16 protein-coding genes are annotated in these 17,064 nt (G+C 39.7%); 9 read left to right on the top strand and 7 right to left on the bottom strand.

Annotated elements, in window-relative coordinates; translation table 11 throughout:
* The first annotated feature begins 181 nt into the window (after positions 1-181).
* The 5 genes from Q0R88_RS23295 (at position 182) to lysA (ending at position 5,575) form a co-directional block, all read left to right on the top strand.
* The gene (locus tag Q0R88_RS23295) at positions 182-421 is read left to right on the top strand and encodes a hypothetical protein (protein ID WP_295720822.1); all 240 of its coding nucleotides are present in this window, start codon (positions 182-184) and stop codon (positions 419-421) included.
* Positions 422-690: 269 nt separating this feature from the next.
* Positions 691-1,920: an OmpA family protein gene (locus tag Q0R88_RS23290; RefSeq protein WP_295720821.1), complete on the top strand. Its 1,230-nt coding sequence runs from the start codon at positions 691-693 to the stop codon at positions 1,918-1,920.
* Positions 1,921-1,922: 2 nt separating this feature from the next.
* Positions 1,923-2,522: a hypothetical protein gene (locus Q0R88_RS23285; RefSeq protein WP_295720820.1), complete on the top strand. Its 600-nt coding sequence runs from the start codon at positions 1,923-1,925 to the stop codon at positions 2,520-2,522.
* Between the two features lie 494 nt (positions 2,523-3,016).
* Positions 3,017-4,327 carry an aspartate kinase gene (locus Q0R88_RS23280; protein WP_295720819.1) on the top strand — a complete coding sequence of 437 codons (1,311 nt, stop codon included), beginning with the start codon at positions 3,017-3,019 and terminating at the stop codon, positions 4,325-4,327.
* A 72-nt stretch (positions 4,328-4,399) separates the two neighbouring features.
* Positions 4,400-5,575 (top strand): diaminopimelate decarboxylase, encoded by a 1,176-nt coding sequence (lysA, locus tag Q0R88_RS23275; RefSeq protein ID WP_295720818.1) that lies wholly within the window; start codon positions 4,400-4,402, stop codon positions 5,573-5,575.
* Positions 5,576-5,578: 3 nt separating this feature from the next.
* Here lysA and Q0R88_RS23270 read toward each other — a convergent pair whose 3' ends face one another.
* Together Q0R88_RS23270 and Q0R88_RS23265 are read right to left on the bottom strand one after the other, a co-directional pair.
* Positions 5,579-6,340, bottom strand: coding sequence for a hypothetical protein (locus Q0R88_RS23270; RefSeq protein ID WP_295720817.1), 762 nt, complete (start codon positions 6,338-6,340; stop codon positions 5,579-5,581).
* A gap of 92 nt (positions 6,341-6,432) precedes the next feature.
* Entirely contained in the window at positions 6,433-7,086 is a 654-nt protein-coding gene (locus Q0R88_RS23265) for an HAD family phosphatase (protein ID WP_295720816.1), read from the bottom strand.
* Between the two features lie 427 nt (positions 7,087-7,513).
* Here Q0R88_RS23265 and Q0R88_RS23260 point away from each other — a divergent pair, with 427 nt between their 5' ends.
* Together Q0R88_RS23260 and Q0R88_RS23255 are read left to right on the top strand one after the other, a co-directional pair.
* The gene (locus Q0R88_RS23260) at positions 7,514-7,708 is read left to right on the top strand and encodes a cold-shock protein (RefSeq protein ID WP_090644815.1); all 195 of its coding nucleotides are present in this window, start codon (positions 7,514-7,516) and stop codon (positions 7,706-7,708) included.
* Positions 7,709-7,913: 205 nt separating this feature from the next.
* Positions 7,914-8,312, top strand: a complete 399-nt coding sequence (locus Q0R88_RS23255) for a YtxH domain-containing protein (RefSeq protein ID WP_295720815.1) — start codon at positions 7,914-7,916, stop codon at positions 8,310-8,312.
* Positions 8,313-8,386: 74 nt separating this feature from the next.
* Here Q0R88_RS23255 and Q0R88_RS23250 read toward each other — a convergent pair whose 3' ends face one another.
* Positions 8,387-10,261 carry a M1 family metallopeptidase gene (locus Q0R88_RS23250; RefSeq protein ID WP_295720814.1) on the bottom strand — a complete coding sequence of 625 codons (1,875 nt, stop codon included), beginning with the start codon at positions 10,259-10,261 and terminating at the stop codon, positions 8,387-8,389.
* Positions 10,262-10,539: 278 nt separating this feature from the next.
* The gene (locus tag Q0R88_RS23245) at positions 10,540-11,046 is read right to left on the bottom strand and encodes a DUF892 family protein (RefSeq protein ID WP_295720813.1); all 507 of its coding nucleotides are present in this window, start codon (positions 11,044-11,046) and stop codon (positions 10,540-10,542) included.
* A 138-nt stretch (positions 11,047-11,184) separates the two neighbouring features.
* Here Q0R88_RS23245 and Q0R88_RS23240 point away from each other — a divergent pair, with 138 nt between their 5' ends.
* Positions 11,185-12,132 carry a Smr/MutS family protein gene (locus Q0R88_RS23240; protein ID WP_295720812.1) on the top strand — a complete coding sequence of 316 codons (948 nt, stop codon included), beginning with the start codon at positions 11,185-11,187 and terminating at the stop codon, positions 12,130-12,132.
* Positions 12,133-12,210: 78 nt separating this feature from the next.
* On the opposite strand, the gene Q0R88_RS23235 is transcribed toward Q0R88_RS23240, so the two are convergent.
* Positions 12,211-12,912, bottom strand: a complete 702-nt coding sequence (locus tag Q0R88_RS23235) for an NUDIX domain-containing protein (RefSeq protein WP_295720811.1) — start codon at positions 12,910-12,912, stop codon at positions 12,211-12,213.
* 418 nt (positions 12,913-13,330) lie between these two features.
* On the opposite strand from Q0R88_RS23235, the gene Q0R88_RS23230 reads away from it, so the two are divergent.
* Complete coding sequence (locus tag Q0R88_RS23230) at positions 13,331-14,515, top strand: GAF domain-containing sensor histidine kinase (RefSeq protein ID WP_295720810.1); 1,185 nt, start codon at positions 13,331-13,333, stop codon at positions 14,513-14,515.
* A gap of 41 nt (positions 14,516-14,556) precedes the next feature.
* Here Q0R88_RS23230 and Q0R88_RS23225 read toward each other — a convergent pair whose 3' ends face one another.
* Both Q0R88_RS23225 and Q0R88_RS23220 read right to left on the bottom strand, forming a co-directional pair.
* On the bottom strand, positions 14,557-16,908 hold the full coding sequence (locus tag Q0R88_RS23225) for an ABC transporter permease (RefSeq protein WP_295720809.1): 2,352 nt from the start codon (positions 16,906-16,908) through the stop codon (positions 14,557-14,559).
* Positions 16,859-17,064: hypothetical protein (locus Q0R88_RS23220; RefSeq protein ID WP_295720808.1), on the bottom strand; the 206-nt coding region annotated here is incomplete at its 5' end. The genes Q0R88_RS23225 and Q0R88_RS23220, both read right to left, overlap by 50 nt.

The following is a 17,064-nucleotide window of genomic DNA, read 5'->3' as shown; positions in this document are numbered from 1 at the left end:
CCTCGTCCTTCAAAAAAATATGCTACATTGGAAGTATGATCATTGATTTTATTAAAAGCTGTTTTCTTTTAGAACTAAAGCCAACCTACAGCCTGAAGATTTTTATGTAGTTACCATTACTGTTGAATCGGTACTGGTTGAACATCCAAAATGGGGCAATGAATCAGTTTTATGGAAAGAAGTGCATACAATACTATTGATCAATACCAATGAAGGCCCCTGGTTACCGGATGTGTGGTTAACATTAGTGAGTAATAATAGCTGCTGCAGGATTCCGTTAGGAGCAAAGGGCTATGAGGAGGTTTATAATATCGTTTCTAAGTATGAGGGTTTCAACTTCGAGAACGCGGTAAAGTCAATGACATGTACTGATAATGCCGAGTTTTTGTTGTGGACAATAATAGCCCCACTTAAAAGTTGAAATTTGTGTTTTTTATAGTTGTGGGGGCTTAATGTGCTGGTAATTAATATTTTATTTTCATTTGATTGGAAAAAATGTTATTTTGGGATACCCAATCTGTCACGCTATGGAAAAAATAGGCATTCCTATAATAAAAATTCATAACTCCATTAGTTATCCTTAATCAGCTTTTCTTAAATAACAATTTTGTTTTGGATAAAAATAACCAAAACCAAAAGCTATTGCTATATATAACCGAACATGTCAACATCATATCCTAAACTTTAATTATGAAGTATTCAGCTATTACCCTCTTTATCTTTGTTTTTTTTACGGCTAACTTAAAAGCGCAACAAAAAGATACCGTAGTTACTCCTTCTACTGCCAAGGTATTTGGCGGTATTGGTCAGTACAACACCTTTAGTATCGGCGTTAACGTTGGTATTACAGACGGACTTGTTCCATTTACTATTAACACTACAAACAAATTTAAAGTTGATTTGGGTTATGGTGTTACCTTAAGGCAACAATTATCACACATTTTTAGCTTACAATTAGACTACTTAGGTGGTAAAGTTCACGGTATCGATAAAGCAGGAACTGAGAAATTTGGTATCACCGAGTATAAAACTTCTTTCAATTCAGGAGCTATCAGTGGTGTATTCAACATTGCAAGTGTGAGCTTCTTACACCGCAAAAACAGTGTTAACTTTTATACATCTGCCGGTTTAGGTTTAGATATGTATAAAATTAAGAGCAATACATCTGCTGGAGGCACTGTAAATACTTTACCATTCGGTGATAAAAACGTGAAAGAATTATTTGCTCCGGTAGGTGCAGGTGTTAAATTCAGACTATCTGACGCGTTAGCTTTAAACTTAGGTTACACTGTTAGCTTTGTACAAGGTTATGACTTTGCTGGTGTTCACACTTATCCTACTTTTAGCCACTACTCTTATACTTACGGTGGTTTAGAGTATACTTTTGGTCCTAAATCAAAACAAAACTTAGAGTGGGTAAACCCGGTTGCTCAAATGTATGATGAATTATACGATGCAGCTTTACGCCAGGAAGTTGAAGCTTTAAAAGGCCGTGTTACCAACGTAGAAACTGCGGTTAACGACCTGAAAAAAGATTCAGACGGTGACGGTGTTGCTGATCAGTTTGACAAATGCCCAGGTACTGCTGCCGGTAGCGTTGTTGATGGTTCTGGTTGCGTTATCGTATTCCCAGCTTCTCCTGTAGGTTCTATCGGCATCGATACACCGGATACGGGATCAGGCACACCGGGGGTAAATGGAGCACAGCAAAATTCTTTAACTAACGTTAAGTTAGAAGCTGATAAATATTTAAAATTGATATATAATTACTGGGGTAATAAAAAGCAGTTTACCAATGCCCAAAAACTTAGTAACATAGAGCGTTATAAAAAACTGGAAGCAGAAAAGGTTGATGCAGGCAATTGGTTTGGTTTAAGAGATTATAGACTCTCTTTTTATAATAAGCTAACTAAGAAATAAGTATGAAAAGGATAGTTGTATTTTTTTGTTTATTAACAATCTTAACTTCAAATATTGCCCAGGCGCAAACAAATGGACAACAGGAAACAGAAAGTGTTTTTGTGTCTACAAAAAAGGATACGACTAACTACAATACTCATAAATATGTAGATACAAAATATACGCTATTAAGCAATATTAAAAAATCGGAAGATTTAAAAATAGAAGAGGATAGGTATGGTATTAAACACGGACAAAAAGTATATGATTTTCAATATTATACGTCAATAATTATATTCGTGGTAGTTATATTTATAGTTTTAACGGGTTTGTATCTATCCTATAAGCAGTTTGAATTTACCCATGAAATGCTGAGAAATCAAACTGATGCTAAAAAAGCTATTATTATACAAGGGCCTGATGCCACTACCAAAATTACAGATGACACTACATCCCAGGAAACTAAAGCTGATATATCACTCTCCGGTTCCACTACCTTTGAGCTAAGTAAAGATGGTATCAAAATTAATTCGGCCGTTATAGGCTTAATTATATTAGCAATTTCAATTGCCTTTTTCTTCTTATATCTTGAATATGTATATCCTGTACATGTTATTAAATAAAATCAGCGAGTTCTGCTATTTGCGTACCTAATAATGGAATAAAAAATTTTGTTTTCGACGAATAAATATGGTTGAAATAGAAAAAAGCTCATCAAAAAAAAGATGTAAATCAGCGGTTTGTACTGTATGCCACACCAGTACAGGCCAAAGGATACACCGTAAGTTGTTAGTAAAATTGCTGTTGTTTTGGTTGCCGGTAAAAAGCTATCGCTGCAAAACCTGCCGTAAAGAATTCCTCGTGTTTGGGCGGTAAAATAGCAGATAGGGCCAGCAATACATTTACAACTTATCCTGGCGCGTGCGGCATCAATCCGTTTTACAACGTGCGGCATTTTTCGGTTGGGGTGATGCCATCATACAATGATAATTTGCAGACTGGTGATTGTTTGCCGGGGCGGCCAAATTTAATTAGTTATAAGTATTTTAAAATCCTATTTTTAGCGCCGCAAATAAAGGTACGTTAGTGCGCTTATTTGCGGTTAACAAAAATAGCAATGAAAGTTTTAAAATTTGGCGGTACATCGGTGGGTAGCCCCGCCCGTATGAAAAACCTGCTCGACATTATTAACCCTGCAGAAAGACAGATCATTGTGCTTTCGGCAGTATCAGGTACCACAAATAACCTGGTGGAGATTGGACAGGCTTATTTAACAGGAGATAAAAAGAAGGCCATTAACCTGATAACTTTACTGAAGGATAAATACGAGCTTTTTATACAGGAACTGTTTGCTAACCCCGAATATTTAACACAAGGCAAAGAAGTAATAGATTATCATTTTGCATTGCTTAGTAACCTGGCTAATGACCAGTTCACGGCCGTTGAAGAAAAATTAATACTGGCACAAGGTGAGCTACTATCCACCACGTTATATCACGTTTATTTAAAGGAGATTGGCATACCATCGGTATTGCTGCCTGCTTTGGATTTTATGAAGATAGATGAGGATAACGAGCCTATTGTTGATTACATAACCGAAAAAATTACTCCTTTATTAGATGAACACCCGGAGGTTAATTTATTTATTACCCAGGGATTTATTTGCCGCAACGCTTTTGGCGAAATTGATAACCTGCGCCGCGGCGGAAGCGATTATACCGCATCACTGATAGGTGCCGGCATCCGCAGCGAAGAGGTGCAGATATGGACAGATATTGATGGTATGCACAATAACGATCCGCGGATTGTAAAAGGTACGCAGCCCATTGCCCAGCTGTCATTTGATGAAGCTGCCGAGCTGGCTTATTTTGGAGCTAAGATATTACACCCGCAAAGCGTTTTCCCGGCACAAAAATATAAGATCCCGGTACGCTTGCTTAACACCATGGATCCGCAGGCTAAGGGTACCCTGATTACCAACACCAGCGAGAAGGATAAAATTAAATCTATTGCCGCCAAGGATGGTATTACAGCCATCAAAATCCAATCAAGCAGGATGTTGCTTGCACATGGTTTTTTAAGAAAGGTGTTTGAGGTTTTTGAGCGTTATAAAACGTCTATCGATATGATAACCACATCAGAGGTGGGCGTTTCATTAACTATTGATGATACTACATACCTGGGCGAGATTACCAGCGAACTTAATAAGTTTGGTTCTGTTGAGCTGGATGTAAACCATACCATTATTTGCGTGGTAGGTGATTTTGGCGCCGAAAAGCATGGTTATGCAGCAAGGGTGCTGGAGGCTGTGAAACATATACCGTTAAGGATGATATCATACGGTGGCAGTGATCATAACCTTTCATTACTGGTAAAAACCGATGATAAGGTAGAAACTCTGCGGAGCCTGCATAACCGGTTGTTTTAATTCGGATTTGGGATATTCGATTTCGGAGCCCGGATTTTTGACTTTTTAATTTTGATTTTTGACTCTCATAAAATGTTTAATACAGATACCATAAATAAATTTCAGCAATTAGATACCCCGTTTTATTATTACGATATGGGTGTTTTACGCCAAACTTTAGATGCCTGCCGCGATGCTTCGGCAAAGCATGGCTTCCATGTGCATTATGCCATGAAGGCCAATTTTAACCCTAAGGTTTTGGATATGATCCAGTCTTTTGGTTTTGGTGCCGACTGTGTGAGCGGTAACGAGGTAAAGGCGGCTATTGATCATGGCTTTGATAAAGGCAGGGTGGTTTTTGCCGGTGTAGGCAAATCTGACAGGGAAATTAACCTGGCGCTTGATGCCGATATTTTTTGCTTTAATGTAGAGTCGGTACAGGAGCTTGAGGTAATAAACGAGCTGGCTGCAGCCAAAGGTAAAAAGGCCAATGTGGCTATCCGTATCAACCCTAATGTGGATGCGCATACACACCATTTTATCACCACAGGCTTAGATGAAAATAAATTTGGGATCAATATATGGCAGCTGCCTGATGTGGCCACAGCATTGCGCAAATGTGCCAGCCTGCAGTTTTTAGGTATTCACTTCCATATCGGTTCACAAATTACTGATCTGGAAGTTTATAAAAGCCTTTGTACCCGCATCAATGAAATGCAGGATTGGTTTGAAGATCATGGTTTCCCGGTTAAGGTACTCAATACCGGTGGTGGATTAGGAGTTGATTACTATAGCCCCGATACTAATATTGCCGATTTTGAAAACTATTTCCAGGTATTTAAAAGCTTCCTGAATGTTAAGCCAGGCCAGGAAGTACACTTTGAGCTTGGCCGCGCGCTGGTTGCCCAAAGCGCGTCGCTGATATCGAGGGTATTGTATGTTAAAAACGGTAAAAAGAAAAACTTCCTGGTACTGGATGCCGGGATGACGGAACTGATTAGGCCGATGCTTTACCAGGCATATCATCAAATTGAGAATTTAAGTCAAAATAAAATACCGGCAACCGGCAACACGCAACCGGCAACTGATTTAAAATATGATGTAGTAGGGCCTATATGCGAAAGCACAGATTGTTTCCAGAAAGATGTTGACCTGCCAGTATCATTCCGTGGCGACCTGATAGCGGTACGCACAGCGGGTGCATATGGCGAGGTAATGGCATCTGGTTATAACCTGCGCGATAGGGTAGGAAGCGTTTATTCGGAGTAGGCTTTAAAACTTAAGACCTACCCTGAACTGCACATAGGTGCCACCTTCAACAACTGCAAAATATTGTTTAAACTGTACGAAATAAGAAAACGCGACATAGGTTGGCGTTTTATAGGTTACGTAATTGTTGTTGCTATTGTTGTAGATATTGTCGTTGCCAAATGTTTCGCCAACAAATACTCTGAAACCCATCTGGGTATCTGGTTTTCTGCCATGAAATACAATTTCGCTGGTTAAACCTCCCGTAAAAAGGTTGGTACGGGTATCTGTATAAAAATTGGGCTGGCCGGTTACAGCTTTCCTGAAATTGGCATAGTCGCCAAATTCATGACTGTAGACAGCTTCAAACCCAATTATCCTGAAATCTGTACGGCTATCGCTATTGATAAAAAAGTTGCCTGACAGGCGTCCACCAACAGCACCAAAAAACTTATTTTTAAAATAAAACGGGTCATTAGGCTGCAGGTCGCTATTGGCATAATTACCCAGGGAGGTAAATGCCCCATAAGCCAGGTTAAAGTTTTTAAAAGTATTGGCATGGCTTATATTAACCTGTCCGCTTGTAAGCTGGTCGTTAAGGTTGGGGCTAAAATCAAGCACCAGCGCACCCGAAATATAGGTAGCTGATTTTGCGCTATCCATTGACATGGGTTTGGGCATGTAGGCTATATCGCTATGGTGCAAAGCAGGGCCGTAAATATGGTCGCTACATGAGCTTAATAAGCCAAGGATGAGTAATGCAGGCAGGTAAAATTTTATGTTCATATATCAGGAAAGATTAGGTTTAAGGCTTACAGAATATAAACCTTAATCAATAATACGGTAAATCTGCCGGATATATAACAGGGGGATATAAATTAATCTATCAGCCCTGTAAAATAATCATCCTTAAAATCGGCCGAATAATGCAACACGTTGGTTAATCTTTCAAATTCATGCTGCTCATGCGTTGTGGTAATCACTATAGCCTTCATACCGGCATTGGCCGCCGCCTCAACGCCTTTGGGCACATCTTCAAACACAACACAATCATCGGGTATGGTATCTAAAAGTTGTGCGGCCTTTAAAAAGGTTTCGGGGTGCGGTTTGCTTAATACCACATCATCTGCACTTACAATTGCTTTAAAGTAATGCCTGATGTTAAGATTATCGAGCACATAATCAATATTGAAAGGGATAGCAGCCGAGCCTATGGCCATAGGGATACCTTTTTGATAGGCAGCTTCTAAAAATTCATGTAAACCGGGTAAAAGTGCCAGGTGTGGCAAAAACTCCTGCTGGTATTTTTCTTCTTTTTTGTAGGATAGATCGTTCATCTCTTCCGTGGTAAAACGATCGGGGCCAAACATCCTTACCAACACTTCGGGATTTTTACCATACATCTGCTTTTTTACTTCTTCCCAGGTGAAAGAGCCACCCAGTTGGTCATTTAAAAGTGTTTGCCAGGCTTTGGTATGATAGGGCATATCATTGATCATGGTACCATTAAGGTCGAATATAAAGGCCTTCATATATCTGTTTTTGATTTTGGCGCAAACTTACAATTTAATAAAACTAAAATTGAAGCAGACACGTATATATGCCATATACATGATAGGAATTTTACTTTAACTATATGTTGAAATACAGTTTTTAAAGATGTAGCTAAAATAATAAGGAGTGTGTTGTGGTTGCTTTTGTGCGATTATTACTTTTAGCAAGCCCGTTTGCCCAAAAGCTGATGGGCTTTTTTGTTTTAAAATTTATATGATGAGGTATAATAAATCCTGCAGACTAATTTGAAAATCTGAACGCGGGATATGCTTTGAAAATCAGTTAATTAGCTACTGTTGCTTTTTAAAAACGTTAAACAGCCAGGTTTTCAAATTGAATAATGACTTTTGGCTGTTAGGCTTTTTAGAAAATTTGCCTAAATTGGCGCCTTTAATAAATAAAATAATGCAAAAAGAAGGAACAGTAAAATTTTTTAATGAGACAAAAGGTTTTGGATTTATCACACCTACAAGCGGTGGTCAAGACATTTTTGTTCATTCAACAGGCCTAATCGATGAGATCCGTGAAAATGATAAAGTTGAATTTGAAGTAGAGAACGGCAGAAAAGGTTTAAATGCGGTAAATGTAAAAGTTATCTAAGTATAATATAATCATTAAGCATACCAGGCATTCACTTATAAGTGGATGCCTTTTTTATTGGGCATTGGTTTTAGTAACTGGCCGCCAGTTCTTTCGCCTGTTTTGTATTCACCTGGTATTATCTCTTTTACGCTGCTGCCAAAACTGGCATTGTTGTTGTTTGTAGTTAGGTAAGTTAAATCATATCTACAAAAACATATAAAAAATGAAAGATCAAGCAAAAATTATAGCCGCACTATTAGTTGGTGCCGCAGCGGGTGCTGCATTAGGTTTATTGTTGGCCCCGGAAAAAGGTGGTGAGCTGAGAGACGATATTGCCGATTATATAAACGACCTTTTGGATACTGCCAAAAATAAAGCACAATCAACAGCAAGCGACATTAAACAATATGGTAATGATGCTTACGAAAAGGCAAAAACAAAATTTACCGGCACCGTTAACGATCTTTATGATTCTAAAGATGATGCCATTGAATTTGTAAAATCAAATGCTAAAAATGCGGATGATAAGGTGCATGCAGCTGCAGAAAGTGCTGTTAATGATGCCAAAGCAAAAGTAAAAGGCACTGCCAATGATTGGAACAATTCTATACAGAACGCATAATATTTAGTACTATATATAAAAACAAAAAACCCGGCCATTTTGCCGGGTTTTTTGTTTTTACAAGTATTGTAAATTTATTTAACCTCTAAGGTATTGTCTTTTTCATTGGCATCCATAAACACGCCGCCATCTAATGTTATTGTTTTGATGGTTTTAGCGGTTTTAATATTTAACACAATCTGTTTCTGATCGTGTTCCCAAACAGCAGGTGTTTGGTGTAAGGTTTCGGTTGTACCATCTGCATAGGTAATTTTTGCATCAAACGGAATGGCAAAACCACCCACGTTTTTTATGTTTGCTGTATAGCCACCAGCAACTTTGTTTATCTTTTGCAAATTGAGATCAATATAATAGTTGGTGAAGAACCAGTTATTAAAAAACCAATCGAGGTTGCGACCAGATACATTGCTCATGGAGTTAAAATAATCCCAGGGAATAGGGTGTTTCCCATGCCAGCGATCCATATAACCATGTAGCGCTTTTTTAAACAGATTATCGCCCAGCATATCTTTCAACGCAAAATGGCTTAATGCCGGCTTGCCATAAGAGTTGTTACCGTAACCAGCCTTTAACTCGCTTGATGGGGTTATAATTGGCAAATCCTCTGCTGTTGAGGCATCATGGATCCATCTGTCTACCCTGAAATCTTTAAACAATTTGTCGGCTTTCTCGGCTCCTACTTCGTCTGTACCTATCAGGCGTTCAAAAGTGGTGGCCCAGCCTTCATCCATAAAGGCGTAGCGGCTTTCGTTAATACCCATGTAGAAGGGGAAATAAGTATGCGCTATTTCATGATCTTGCACAAAAGCAGCAAATTGTACATCATCCTGGTGACTATCATTTACCATCATAGGGTATTCCATATCGGCAAAACCCTGGAATGCGGTCATTTTAGGAAAAGGGTAGGGTACACCCGGCCAGTTATGTGATAACCAGCTTAATGAGTGACGCCCGGCTTGCACCGCGTGATGGAAATCGGCTGCACTATCCAGAAACGCTGCCTGCATGCTGGCCCTGCGGTGGGTAACATCATCAACAATAGCACTGGCAGCATCCCACACGTAATGATCGCTTATACCAACAGCCATATCGCTGATGTCATTAGCTTTCCATACCCATGAATTTTGATCTTTTTGTGCTGTAACGTTTTTCTTAGCCAGGTCTGCAGCAGTAGCCACATGTATGGTTGAGTCGCTGGTCATGGATGTTTCCAAACGTTTAGCGTATTCCGGCTGTAATACAGCATTAGGGTTTTGTAGAGTACCGGTTGCCCATACAATGTAATTTTTAGGGGCATTTACAGTAAGGGTATAATCATTAAAATCATTATAAAACTCCTGTCCATCTAAAAATGGAAGTCTGTCCCAGCCATTATAGTCATCATAAACAGATACTCTTGGGTAAAAATAAGCCAGGTAATAAGTGGTTTGGTCTATCATTCCCTCGCGTCCGCTTTCTAACGAGATCTGGAAATGCCAGTCAATATCTAACTTTACCTGCTCATGAGGCGCCAGTGGTTTGCTTAAAGTAACCCCCATGTTGGTTGATGCGCCTGCGCCATCTATTTTTGCAGCCACGCCATTAACTAAAAACTTATCAAACTGGATGCCGGGTGTTAAGTAATCTGCGCCAGCATCGCCAAAACGGGCAACGCCCGGTTTGTGTATATTCAGGATCAGCTTCATGTTGAGCCTTTTCAGCGTATCGGGGCTGTTGTTTTCATAGGTTATGGTTTCTGATCCTTTTATATTCCTGTCTGGCGGCAAAGCAGTAATGGTAATGTTGTAGGTGCCGTGGTTTTGCCAGTATTTTTTTCCCGGATTGCCATCTGCCTGTCGGGTGCCTTTATTGAAGGCTTTCTGGATATCGCGCGGCATATACAAATTTTGCGCCTGTACTTGTATAAGCGCGAAAAAGGATAAAGCAGTTAGCGTAATGGGTTTGATCATGTTCATTGTTTAAATAAATTCCTGTTGGATATTTGTAAAGATGCTTTTTAAAGTAAAAAGTTACAAAATAAATAAAAAATCAATATACCTACTTACTGGTCAGTTTTTGGTAACAAAATAGTAACAACTAATTTATTGGTCAAAAATGTTTTGTGATTACGGAAAATGTTTATTTTATTTGTTCAAGTTATTTTAATAGGGGTATTAAATAACTAATATTTAAGCCATCCGCTTTTTTGCGGATGGCTTTCTTTTTTAAGAAAAGGTTTGATAACCTATTAATCCTCTGATAAATATTCTTTGGAGATGATCATGAACAGGCGGTCATTATCTGTTGATTCATCCATGCACTCAGTAAGCAGCTGATTTACTTTATCGTATTTTAATAGTTTGGCTACCATCATCAGCATCCGGCATGATGTGATGTTTACGTGCTCCAATAATTGAATGTACATAATGATATCCAGATCGCTGAAAACAGTTATTGCCTGCTTTTCATCCAGGCAAAACTGGTCTTTAATGATAGCTTTTATAGGGTTGCAGTTTTTATCAGAAGGGATTTCGCCCATATAGGAATACACCTCGTCCATCCTGATTATTTGTTTTTTTACATCACCCCAAAATTCATTAATTGCAAGCTTTAAATTGCTGAATGATGCCAGGCTGATGATGTGGTCAAGGTTTTTATTGAGGTAACATTTGCTAAAGTATAACCGGTTAAGATTATGAATGAATACTTGCTTTAACTGGCCGGGCTCTAAAATTTTAATGGTATTATCGCTCATGATATCATAATTAATATTGTTAACAATAAGAGGTATCAATAAATTAGTGTATATAAAGTTATACTAAGAAAGCCTGTAAGTTTTATTTTGTTTTAATGTGTACGGATAAACTAACTTTGCTTCCTGATAAGTACAGTTATGAAATATAAATTAGGCGATTTTGTTCGGTTTGTTGATGAAAAAATGGAAGGGTTTGTAACCCGCATTATTGACGACCAGATGATTGGCGTTACCGGCGAGGACGAGTTTGAGATACCTGTGCTGGCCAGTAAAGTTACTACTGTACACGGTTATGAACCTGCCGGAACAAAAAAGAATACCGAAGCTGATGAAAAGCCAGTTGATTTATCGCAGTTTGATAAAAAAGGTATCTACGTTGGTGTTGTTGCCGATGCGAAAGCACAATCTGTAGTACATTTTCATTTGGTGAATACTACATCGTTCCAATTGCTGGCCGGGTTTAACACCGAAAAACAACAGGTATTTAAAGGCGAGTTTTCTGGAATTATAGCTCCAAAGTCATCAGCAATGATTTACTCAGCGCAATTGGCCGATCTGCAACTGTGGCCTGCATTTACATTTCATATTATTTATAGTACTAAACAAAATATTGAACCACCTGCGCCATTGGTAGTTAAAGAGAAATTTAAAGCGAAGGATTTTTCTTCAACAAAAAAGCAAGTGCCATTATTGAATCAGGCAGGTTGGGAGATACGGCTTGACGAGCCTGAATTGGTCCTGGACGCCCAAAAGCTAAAAGAAAGCTTTTTTAAACCTGCGGAAGAGAAGGTTGTTTTTGAAAAACCGGTGAGCGAGGTTGATCTGCATATAGAAAAACTACGTGACGACTACCAATTTTTGCAAAGCAGCGAAATACTGAGCATTCAGCTGGCTCATTTTCATAAAGCACTTGATGCGGCTATTGTACACCAATTACACGATATAACATTTATACACGGTGCTGGTAACGGCACTCTGCGCCACGAATTGCAAAAGGTGTTAAGTAAACATCCTAAAGTGCAAACTTTTATGGACGCAAGAAAAGAGAAGTTTGGCTACGGGGCGACTAAGGTAATGCTGAAGTAGAAATATTATACTGAGCAAAGCAGTCTTATAAAACAAGGCCTTGTTACCTGTTTTGTAAGATTGCTTTTTGCAATATTGCTACAACGCATCCGGATTTGGAATGAAATTCATAAACGCCTGGAATTTAGCATAGTAGTTTTGCATATTAAGCTGGTAATAATAGGCCCCCCGTTTGGAGCCCGCTTTATCCTTATCGGCCAGTTTAATAAGTAAGCCTGTTGCCAGTACACGCTTGCTAAAGTTACGTTTATCAATGGTGGTGTTAAAAACGCTCTCGTACAGGATCTGTAGTTGGGGGATAGTAAATTTGGTAGGTAAAAGTTCAAACAGAATAGGGTGCATGGCAGCCTTGTAACGGATACGCTTACGGGCTTGCTCCACCATTTCCTGTTGATCAAATATCAGTTTTGGCACCCGTTTAAGCTGAAACCATTCGGCATGATAGTCGGCACTTATCTGTGTTTCGTACTTGTGGATATCTATCAGGGCGAAATAGGCAACTGATACAGTGCGCTCCAGGGGATCGCGATTAGGGTCGCCATAAGTATATAATTGTTCAAGGTACACTCCTTCAAGCCCGGTTAACTGCTTTAAAATACGATTAGCAGCCTGGTCCAAACTTTCGTCATTCTGCACAAAACCACCCATTAAACTCCAGTTACCTTTTTCGGGCTGAAAGCCTCTTTTAATTAGTAATATTTTTAGAAGCTCCCCATCAAAGCCAAAAATTATGCAATCTACCGCTAATAATAACCTGGTTTGTTTAGAATACTTGAGCATTTTTTACTTTGAACTTTTGTAATAAAAACAAATATATAACAACATTTGGTATATGTGAACTAAATGGAAGTTGTAACTGCAATCTGATACATGGGGGGCAATAATTGAGAGGATTTGTAGTGTTGTAATAACAATTAAAGTAACCAGCATATTTTATTTAGCGAGCGGCAAAGTGTCAATTTTTAAATGTGCGGCACCCAACAAGCTGTGTTTAAATTTATCCTAACCTAAAACGTTTCGGTTTTGTTGCGGTTGTTGTTATTTTGAATGATCTTTAATTAATAAAATATAAAGTATCTTAGAATGATGTTTTCTTGGTATTTTAAAAAAATTGAAACTATTTAAGTCAAAAAATGGTTGCGATTTTAATACATTGAAAAGTTATTCAGGTTACATAAAAATATAACATCAGTACCAATTGGAAAATTTTACCCCCGAGATTCAGGCAGATATAGAAGCTGTAAATAATATTCCTGTAGTCGCCTCCATTTTAGAAGTAATATGCCGTACCACAGGTATGGGATTTTCTGCTGTTGCAAGGGTTACCGACGAAAAATGGATTTGCTGTGCCGTACGTGACGAGATTCAATTTGGACTTGTACCCGGAGGTGAGCTGGTATTGAAATCAACCATTTGCCATGAGATAAGGCAAAGCGGAGTGGGCGTAATTATTGATCACGTAGATAAGGACGAACGTTTTTATAATCATCATACGCCTGCCATGTATGGTTTTCAAAGCTATATTTCTTTGCCAATTATACTTAAAAACGGTGATTTTTTTGGTACGCTTTGCGCTATTGATCCCCGCCCGGTTGTTTTAAGTTCGCCCGAAATTGTTGGCATGTTTAAGTTGTTTGCGGAACTTATTGCTTTCCACCTGGATGCGATAGACAGGCTGGCGCTGAGTGAAATGAAATTAACTGAAGAACGCCAAATTGCCGAGTTACGCGAGCAGTTTATTGCCATATTGGGCCACGATTTGCTTAATCCGGTAAGCGCGGTACTTAATGTTGCCCAATTGTTGTTGCGTGTGCCAGCCGATGATCGTGTTAAACGTTTAGCCAACATTGTACAGGATTCTGCCTATCGCATGAAAGGCCTCATTGAAAATATATTGGACTTTGCACGCGGCAGGCTTGGTGAGGGGATCATACTTAATCGTAAAGATAACGAGCCGCTGGAAGAGATCCTCAACAATGTAATAACCGAATTGCGTATCATCTGGCCGGAAAGGGTTATCGTTGTCAATTTAAACCTTACGGATACTGTGAATTGCGATGGCAGGCGCATTGCCCAACTGTTTTCAAATATATTGGGTAATGCACTATCACATGGCAAAAACGATATGCCTGTTGTTGTTGAAGCATCAAGCAGCGCCAACGGTTTAACGTTATCCGTAACCAATAGTAGTAACAGGATCCCGGATGCGATGCAGGCGCGCCTGTTCCAGCCATTTTACCGTGGCGACGTTGAGCCGCACAAGGAGGGCCTTGGCTTGGGTTTGTATATCTCATCAGAAATTGCGCGGGCACACCGCGGCACACTAAGTGTATCGTCTGATGATGATAGCACCTGTTTTACTTTATGGCTCCCGCCTTGTTAATTGTTTCAAAAACAAAGTCTGCGCTTTTAAAACACGGCTTTTTATTCGCTCCTTAAACTCTTTACCGGGTTCATTAAGGCAGTTTTCACCGCCTGGAAACTTATGGTAGCAAAGGCAATAATTAGCGCTATCATTCCGGCAAATACAAAAACCTGCCAGCCTACATTTATTTTATAGGCAAAATCCTGCAGCCATTTGTACATAGCATACCACGCCAGCGGCGAGGCTATCACAATGGCTATCAGCACTAGTTTAATAAAATCGCGGGCCAGCAAGCCAACTATGCCACTTACGCTTGCTCCCAATACCTTGCGTACGCCAATTTCGCGGGTACGTACCTGTGCGGTATAGGCTGCCAATCCTAATAAGCCGAGGCAGGATATAAAAATGGCTATAGCGGCAAAATAGGTAAAGAGTTTGCCTTCCTGCTGCTCGCTCTGGTACATTTTGTTAAATATGTCATCCAGGAAGTTATAGGAAAATGGGTACTCTGCATTGTACTGCTTAAATACCTTTTGAGCCGCGTTGATAGCTTTTTGAGCGTCGCGACCGGTGGTTTTTATGTAAATGGTATTTAAATACCTGGGCTGGTAGTAAAACATAGCCGGGGCAATTTTTTCTTTCATGGATGCATAGTGAAAATCCTTCACAACACCTATGATAATACCTTTTACACCTTGCATGGTGAAGCGTTTGCCTACAGGGTTTTTAATTCCCATTTCTTTAATAGCAGCTTCGTTTAAAACATAGTGGGCGGTATCAGTAACCGAACCTGTAAATGTGGCGCCTTCTTTCATTTTCATTTTAAAGAACGATACCAGGTCTTTATCAACCACAATAGGGTGGATCATCATGTTTTGCTTGGGATCTTTCCCGTCCCAATCCAACCAGCCCGTAAAACCTTGAAACCTTACCACGTTTTGATTTGATCGGGTTACATCCAATACACCAGGTTGTTTTATCAGCTCGGCTTTTACAGCATCATAATGCTGGGTCATATCGCGCATCCAAAAACTGAGCACATTGGTTTTATCATACCCCAGGTTTTTTTGACGGATGTAATTGAGCTGCCCCGTAATGATCATAGTACCAATGATGAGCACTATTGAAAATACAAACTGCGTAACTACCAATATCTTGCGGAATAGCACATCGCCAATACCGGCCGAGATTTTGCCTTTTAATGCTTTTAATGGCTCAAAGGATGACAGCAGCAGAGCCGGGTAAATGCTTGATGCTGCCAAAGTGCCCGTAATGGCTCCCAGCAGAATGCCCCAGATATGATAATCGGCCAGGTTGAAAACCATTTCTTTATGAAGCAGGTTATTAAACATGGGCATCAAAATAAATATCAGCCCAATGGCCAGCAATGCAGCCAATGAAAACAGCAAGGTGGTTTCCACGATAAACTGCATGAACAGCTGTATTTTTTCTGCCCCGATGATCTTGCGCATGCTGATCTCTTTTGACCTGAGCATGGAGCGCGCGGTTGATAGGTTTACATAGTTGATGCAAGCGATAACCAGTATCAGCAAGGCTATAACGATGAAGATGCGCACTGTGGAGATACCCTTATCACTCATATCACCATTGTATAAATGCATTTTGGTTATGGGGAGTAACAGGTATTCGGCATCGGTATCGTCCGCTTTGTGGTTCAGGTGGATCTGCCTTATTTTGGTGGTAAGGCCTTTTAATGAGGCTCCCGGTTTAAGCTGCAGATAGGTGATGTAATTAAAAAAGCTGAAGTTGCTGCTCAGGTCGATTTTTCTGGTTAGCATATCTTTTATATGGAAACTCATCGGCATCAGCATATCATAGTTGATGCTGGAGTTTTTGGGGAAGTCGGCAATTATACCGCTTACAGTAAGATTGTTACCATCGGCAATAATTACTTTACCTATAGGGTCCTGATCCCCAAAGAATTTTTGGGCAGTTTTTTGGGTGATCACTACCGAGTTATCATCTGCAAATGGCTTGGCCGCGTTCCCTTTTATCAAGTGAAAATCAAACATCGAAAAAAAAGAGGGGTCGGTAAAAGCAGCATTCTCATCACCAAAAGCCTTATCCCTGTACTTGTACAGCGAAAAATTATTACTCGTAATGCGTACCGATTCTTTTACCTCGGGCAGTTGTTGCTTGGCCATTGGCCCGATAGGCGCTACACCAATGCTGTAGATCTGCCTGCTGGCACCTGTACCGCCAAACAGCTCAAGCCGGTAAATATCGGGTGCCTGCTTATGAAAGCCATCAAAACTCAACTCGTCCTGTACCCAAACCAGTATCAGGATGCCAATGGCCAAACCAAGGGTTAAACCCGCAATATTGATGATTGAATAAAACTTATTCTTGAGCAAATTGCGCCAGGCTGTTTTTATATAATTTCTTAACATAAGCGTATGGATGGATGTGCGGATTATAGATTACAGATGTGCAGATGGTTTTGGTGATTTTGTCGATTTTAAGAAGCTGTTTAAAAATAGAGAAAAAGATCGTCATTGCGAGGTACGAAGCAATCCCAAACTGTGCAGATCGGATTTGTAAAGCTA

The organism is Mucilaginibacter sp., assembly GCF_025362475.1.
Classification (GTDB): Bacteria; Bacteroidota; Bacteroidia; order Sphingobacteriales; family Sphingobacteriaceae; genus Mucilaginibacter.
Note: the sequence above shows the minus strand (reverse complement) of the source record. Positions and strands in the feature narration are given on the sequence as shown.

What these genes read in the sequence shown, in the direction of transcription:
- Q0R88_RS23290 (WP_295720821.1), top strand. Translation starts at nt 691, where the DNA reads ATGAAGTATTCAGCTATTACCCTCTTTATCTTTGTTTTTTTTACGGCT.
- Q0R88_RS23285 (WP_295720820.1), top strand. Translation starts at nt 1,923, where the DNA reads ATGAAAAGGATAGTTGTATTTTTTTGTTTATTAACAATCTTAACTTCA.
- Q0R88_RS23280 (WP_295720819.1), top strand. Translation starts at nt 3,017, where the DNA reads ATGAAAGTTTTAAAATTTGGCGGTACATCGGTGGGTAGCCCCGCCCGT.
- lysA (WP_295720818.1), top strand. Translation starts at nt 4,400, where the DNA reads ATGTTTAATACAGATACCATAAATAAATTTCAGCAATTAGATACCCCG.
- Q0R88_RS23270 (WP_295720817.1), bottom strand. Translation starts at nt 6,340, where the DNA reads ATGAACATAAAATTTTACCTGCCTGCATTACTCATCCTTGGCTTATTA.
- Q0R88_RS23265 (WP_295720816.1), bottom strand. Translation starts at nt 7,086, where the DNA reads ATGAAGGCCTTTATATTCGACCTTAATGGTACCATGATCAATGATATG.
- Q0R88_RS23260 (WP_090644815.1), top strand. Translation starts at nt 7,514, where the DNA reads ATGCAAAAAGAAGGAACAGTAAAATTTTTTAATGAGACAAAAGGTTTT.
- Q0R88_RS23255 (WP_295720815.1), top strand. Translation starts at nt 7,914, where the DNA reads ATGAAAGATCAAGCAAAAATTATAGCCGCACTATTAGTTGGTGCCGCA.
- Q0R88_RS23250 (WP_295720814.1), bottom strand. Translation starts at nt 10,261, where the DNA reads ATGATCAAACCCATTACGCTAACTGCTTTATCCTTTTTCGCGCTTATA.
- Q0R88_RS23245 (WP_295720813.1), bottom strand. Translation starts at nt 11,046, where the DNA reads ATGAGCGATAATACCATTAAAATTTTAGAGCCCGGCCAGTTAAAGCAA.
- Q0R88_RS23240 (WP_295720812.1), top strand. Translation starts at nt 11,185, where the DNA reads ATGAAATATAAATTAGGCGATTTTGTTCGGTTTGTTGATGAAAAAATG.
- Q0R88_RS23235 (WP_295720811.1), bottom strand. Translation starts at nt 12,912, where the DNA reads ATGCTCAAGTATTCTAAACAAACCAGGTTATTATTAGCGGTAGATTGC.
- Q0R88_RS23225 (WP_295720809.1), bottom strand. Translation starts at nt 16,908, where the DNA reads ATGTTAAGAAATTATATAAAAACAGCCTGGCGCAATTTGCTCAAGAAT.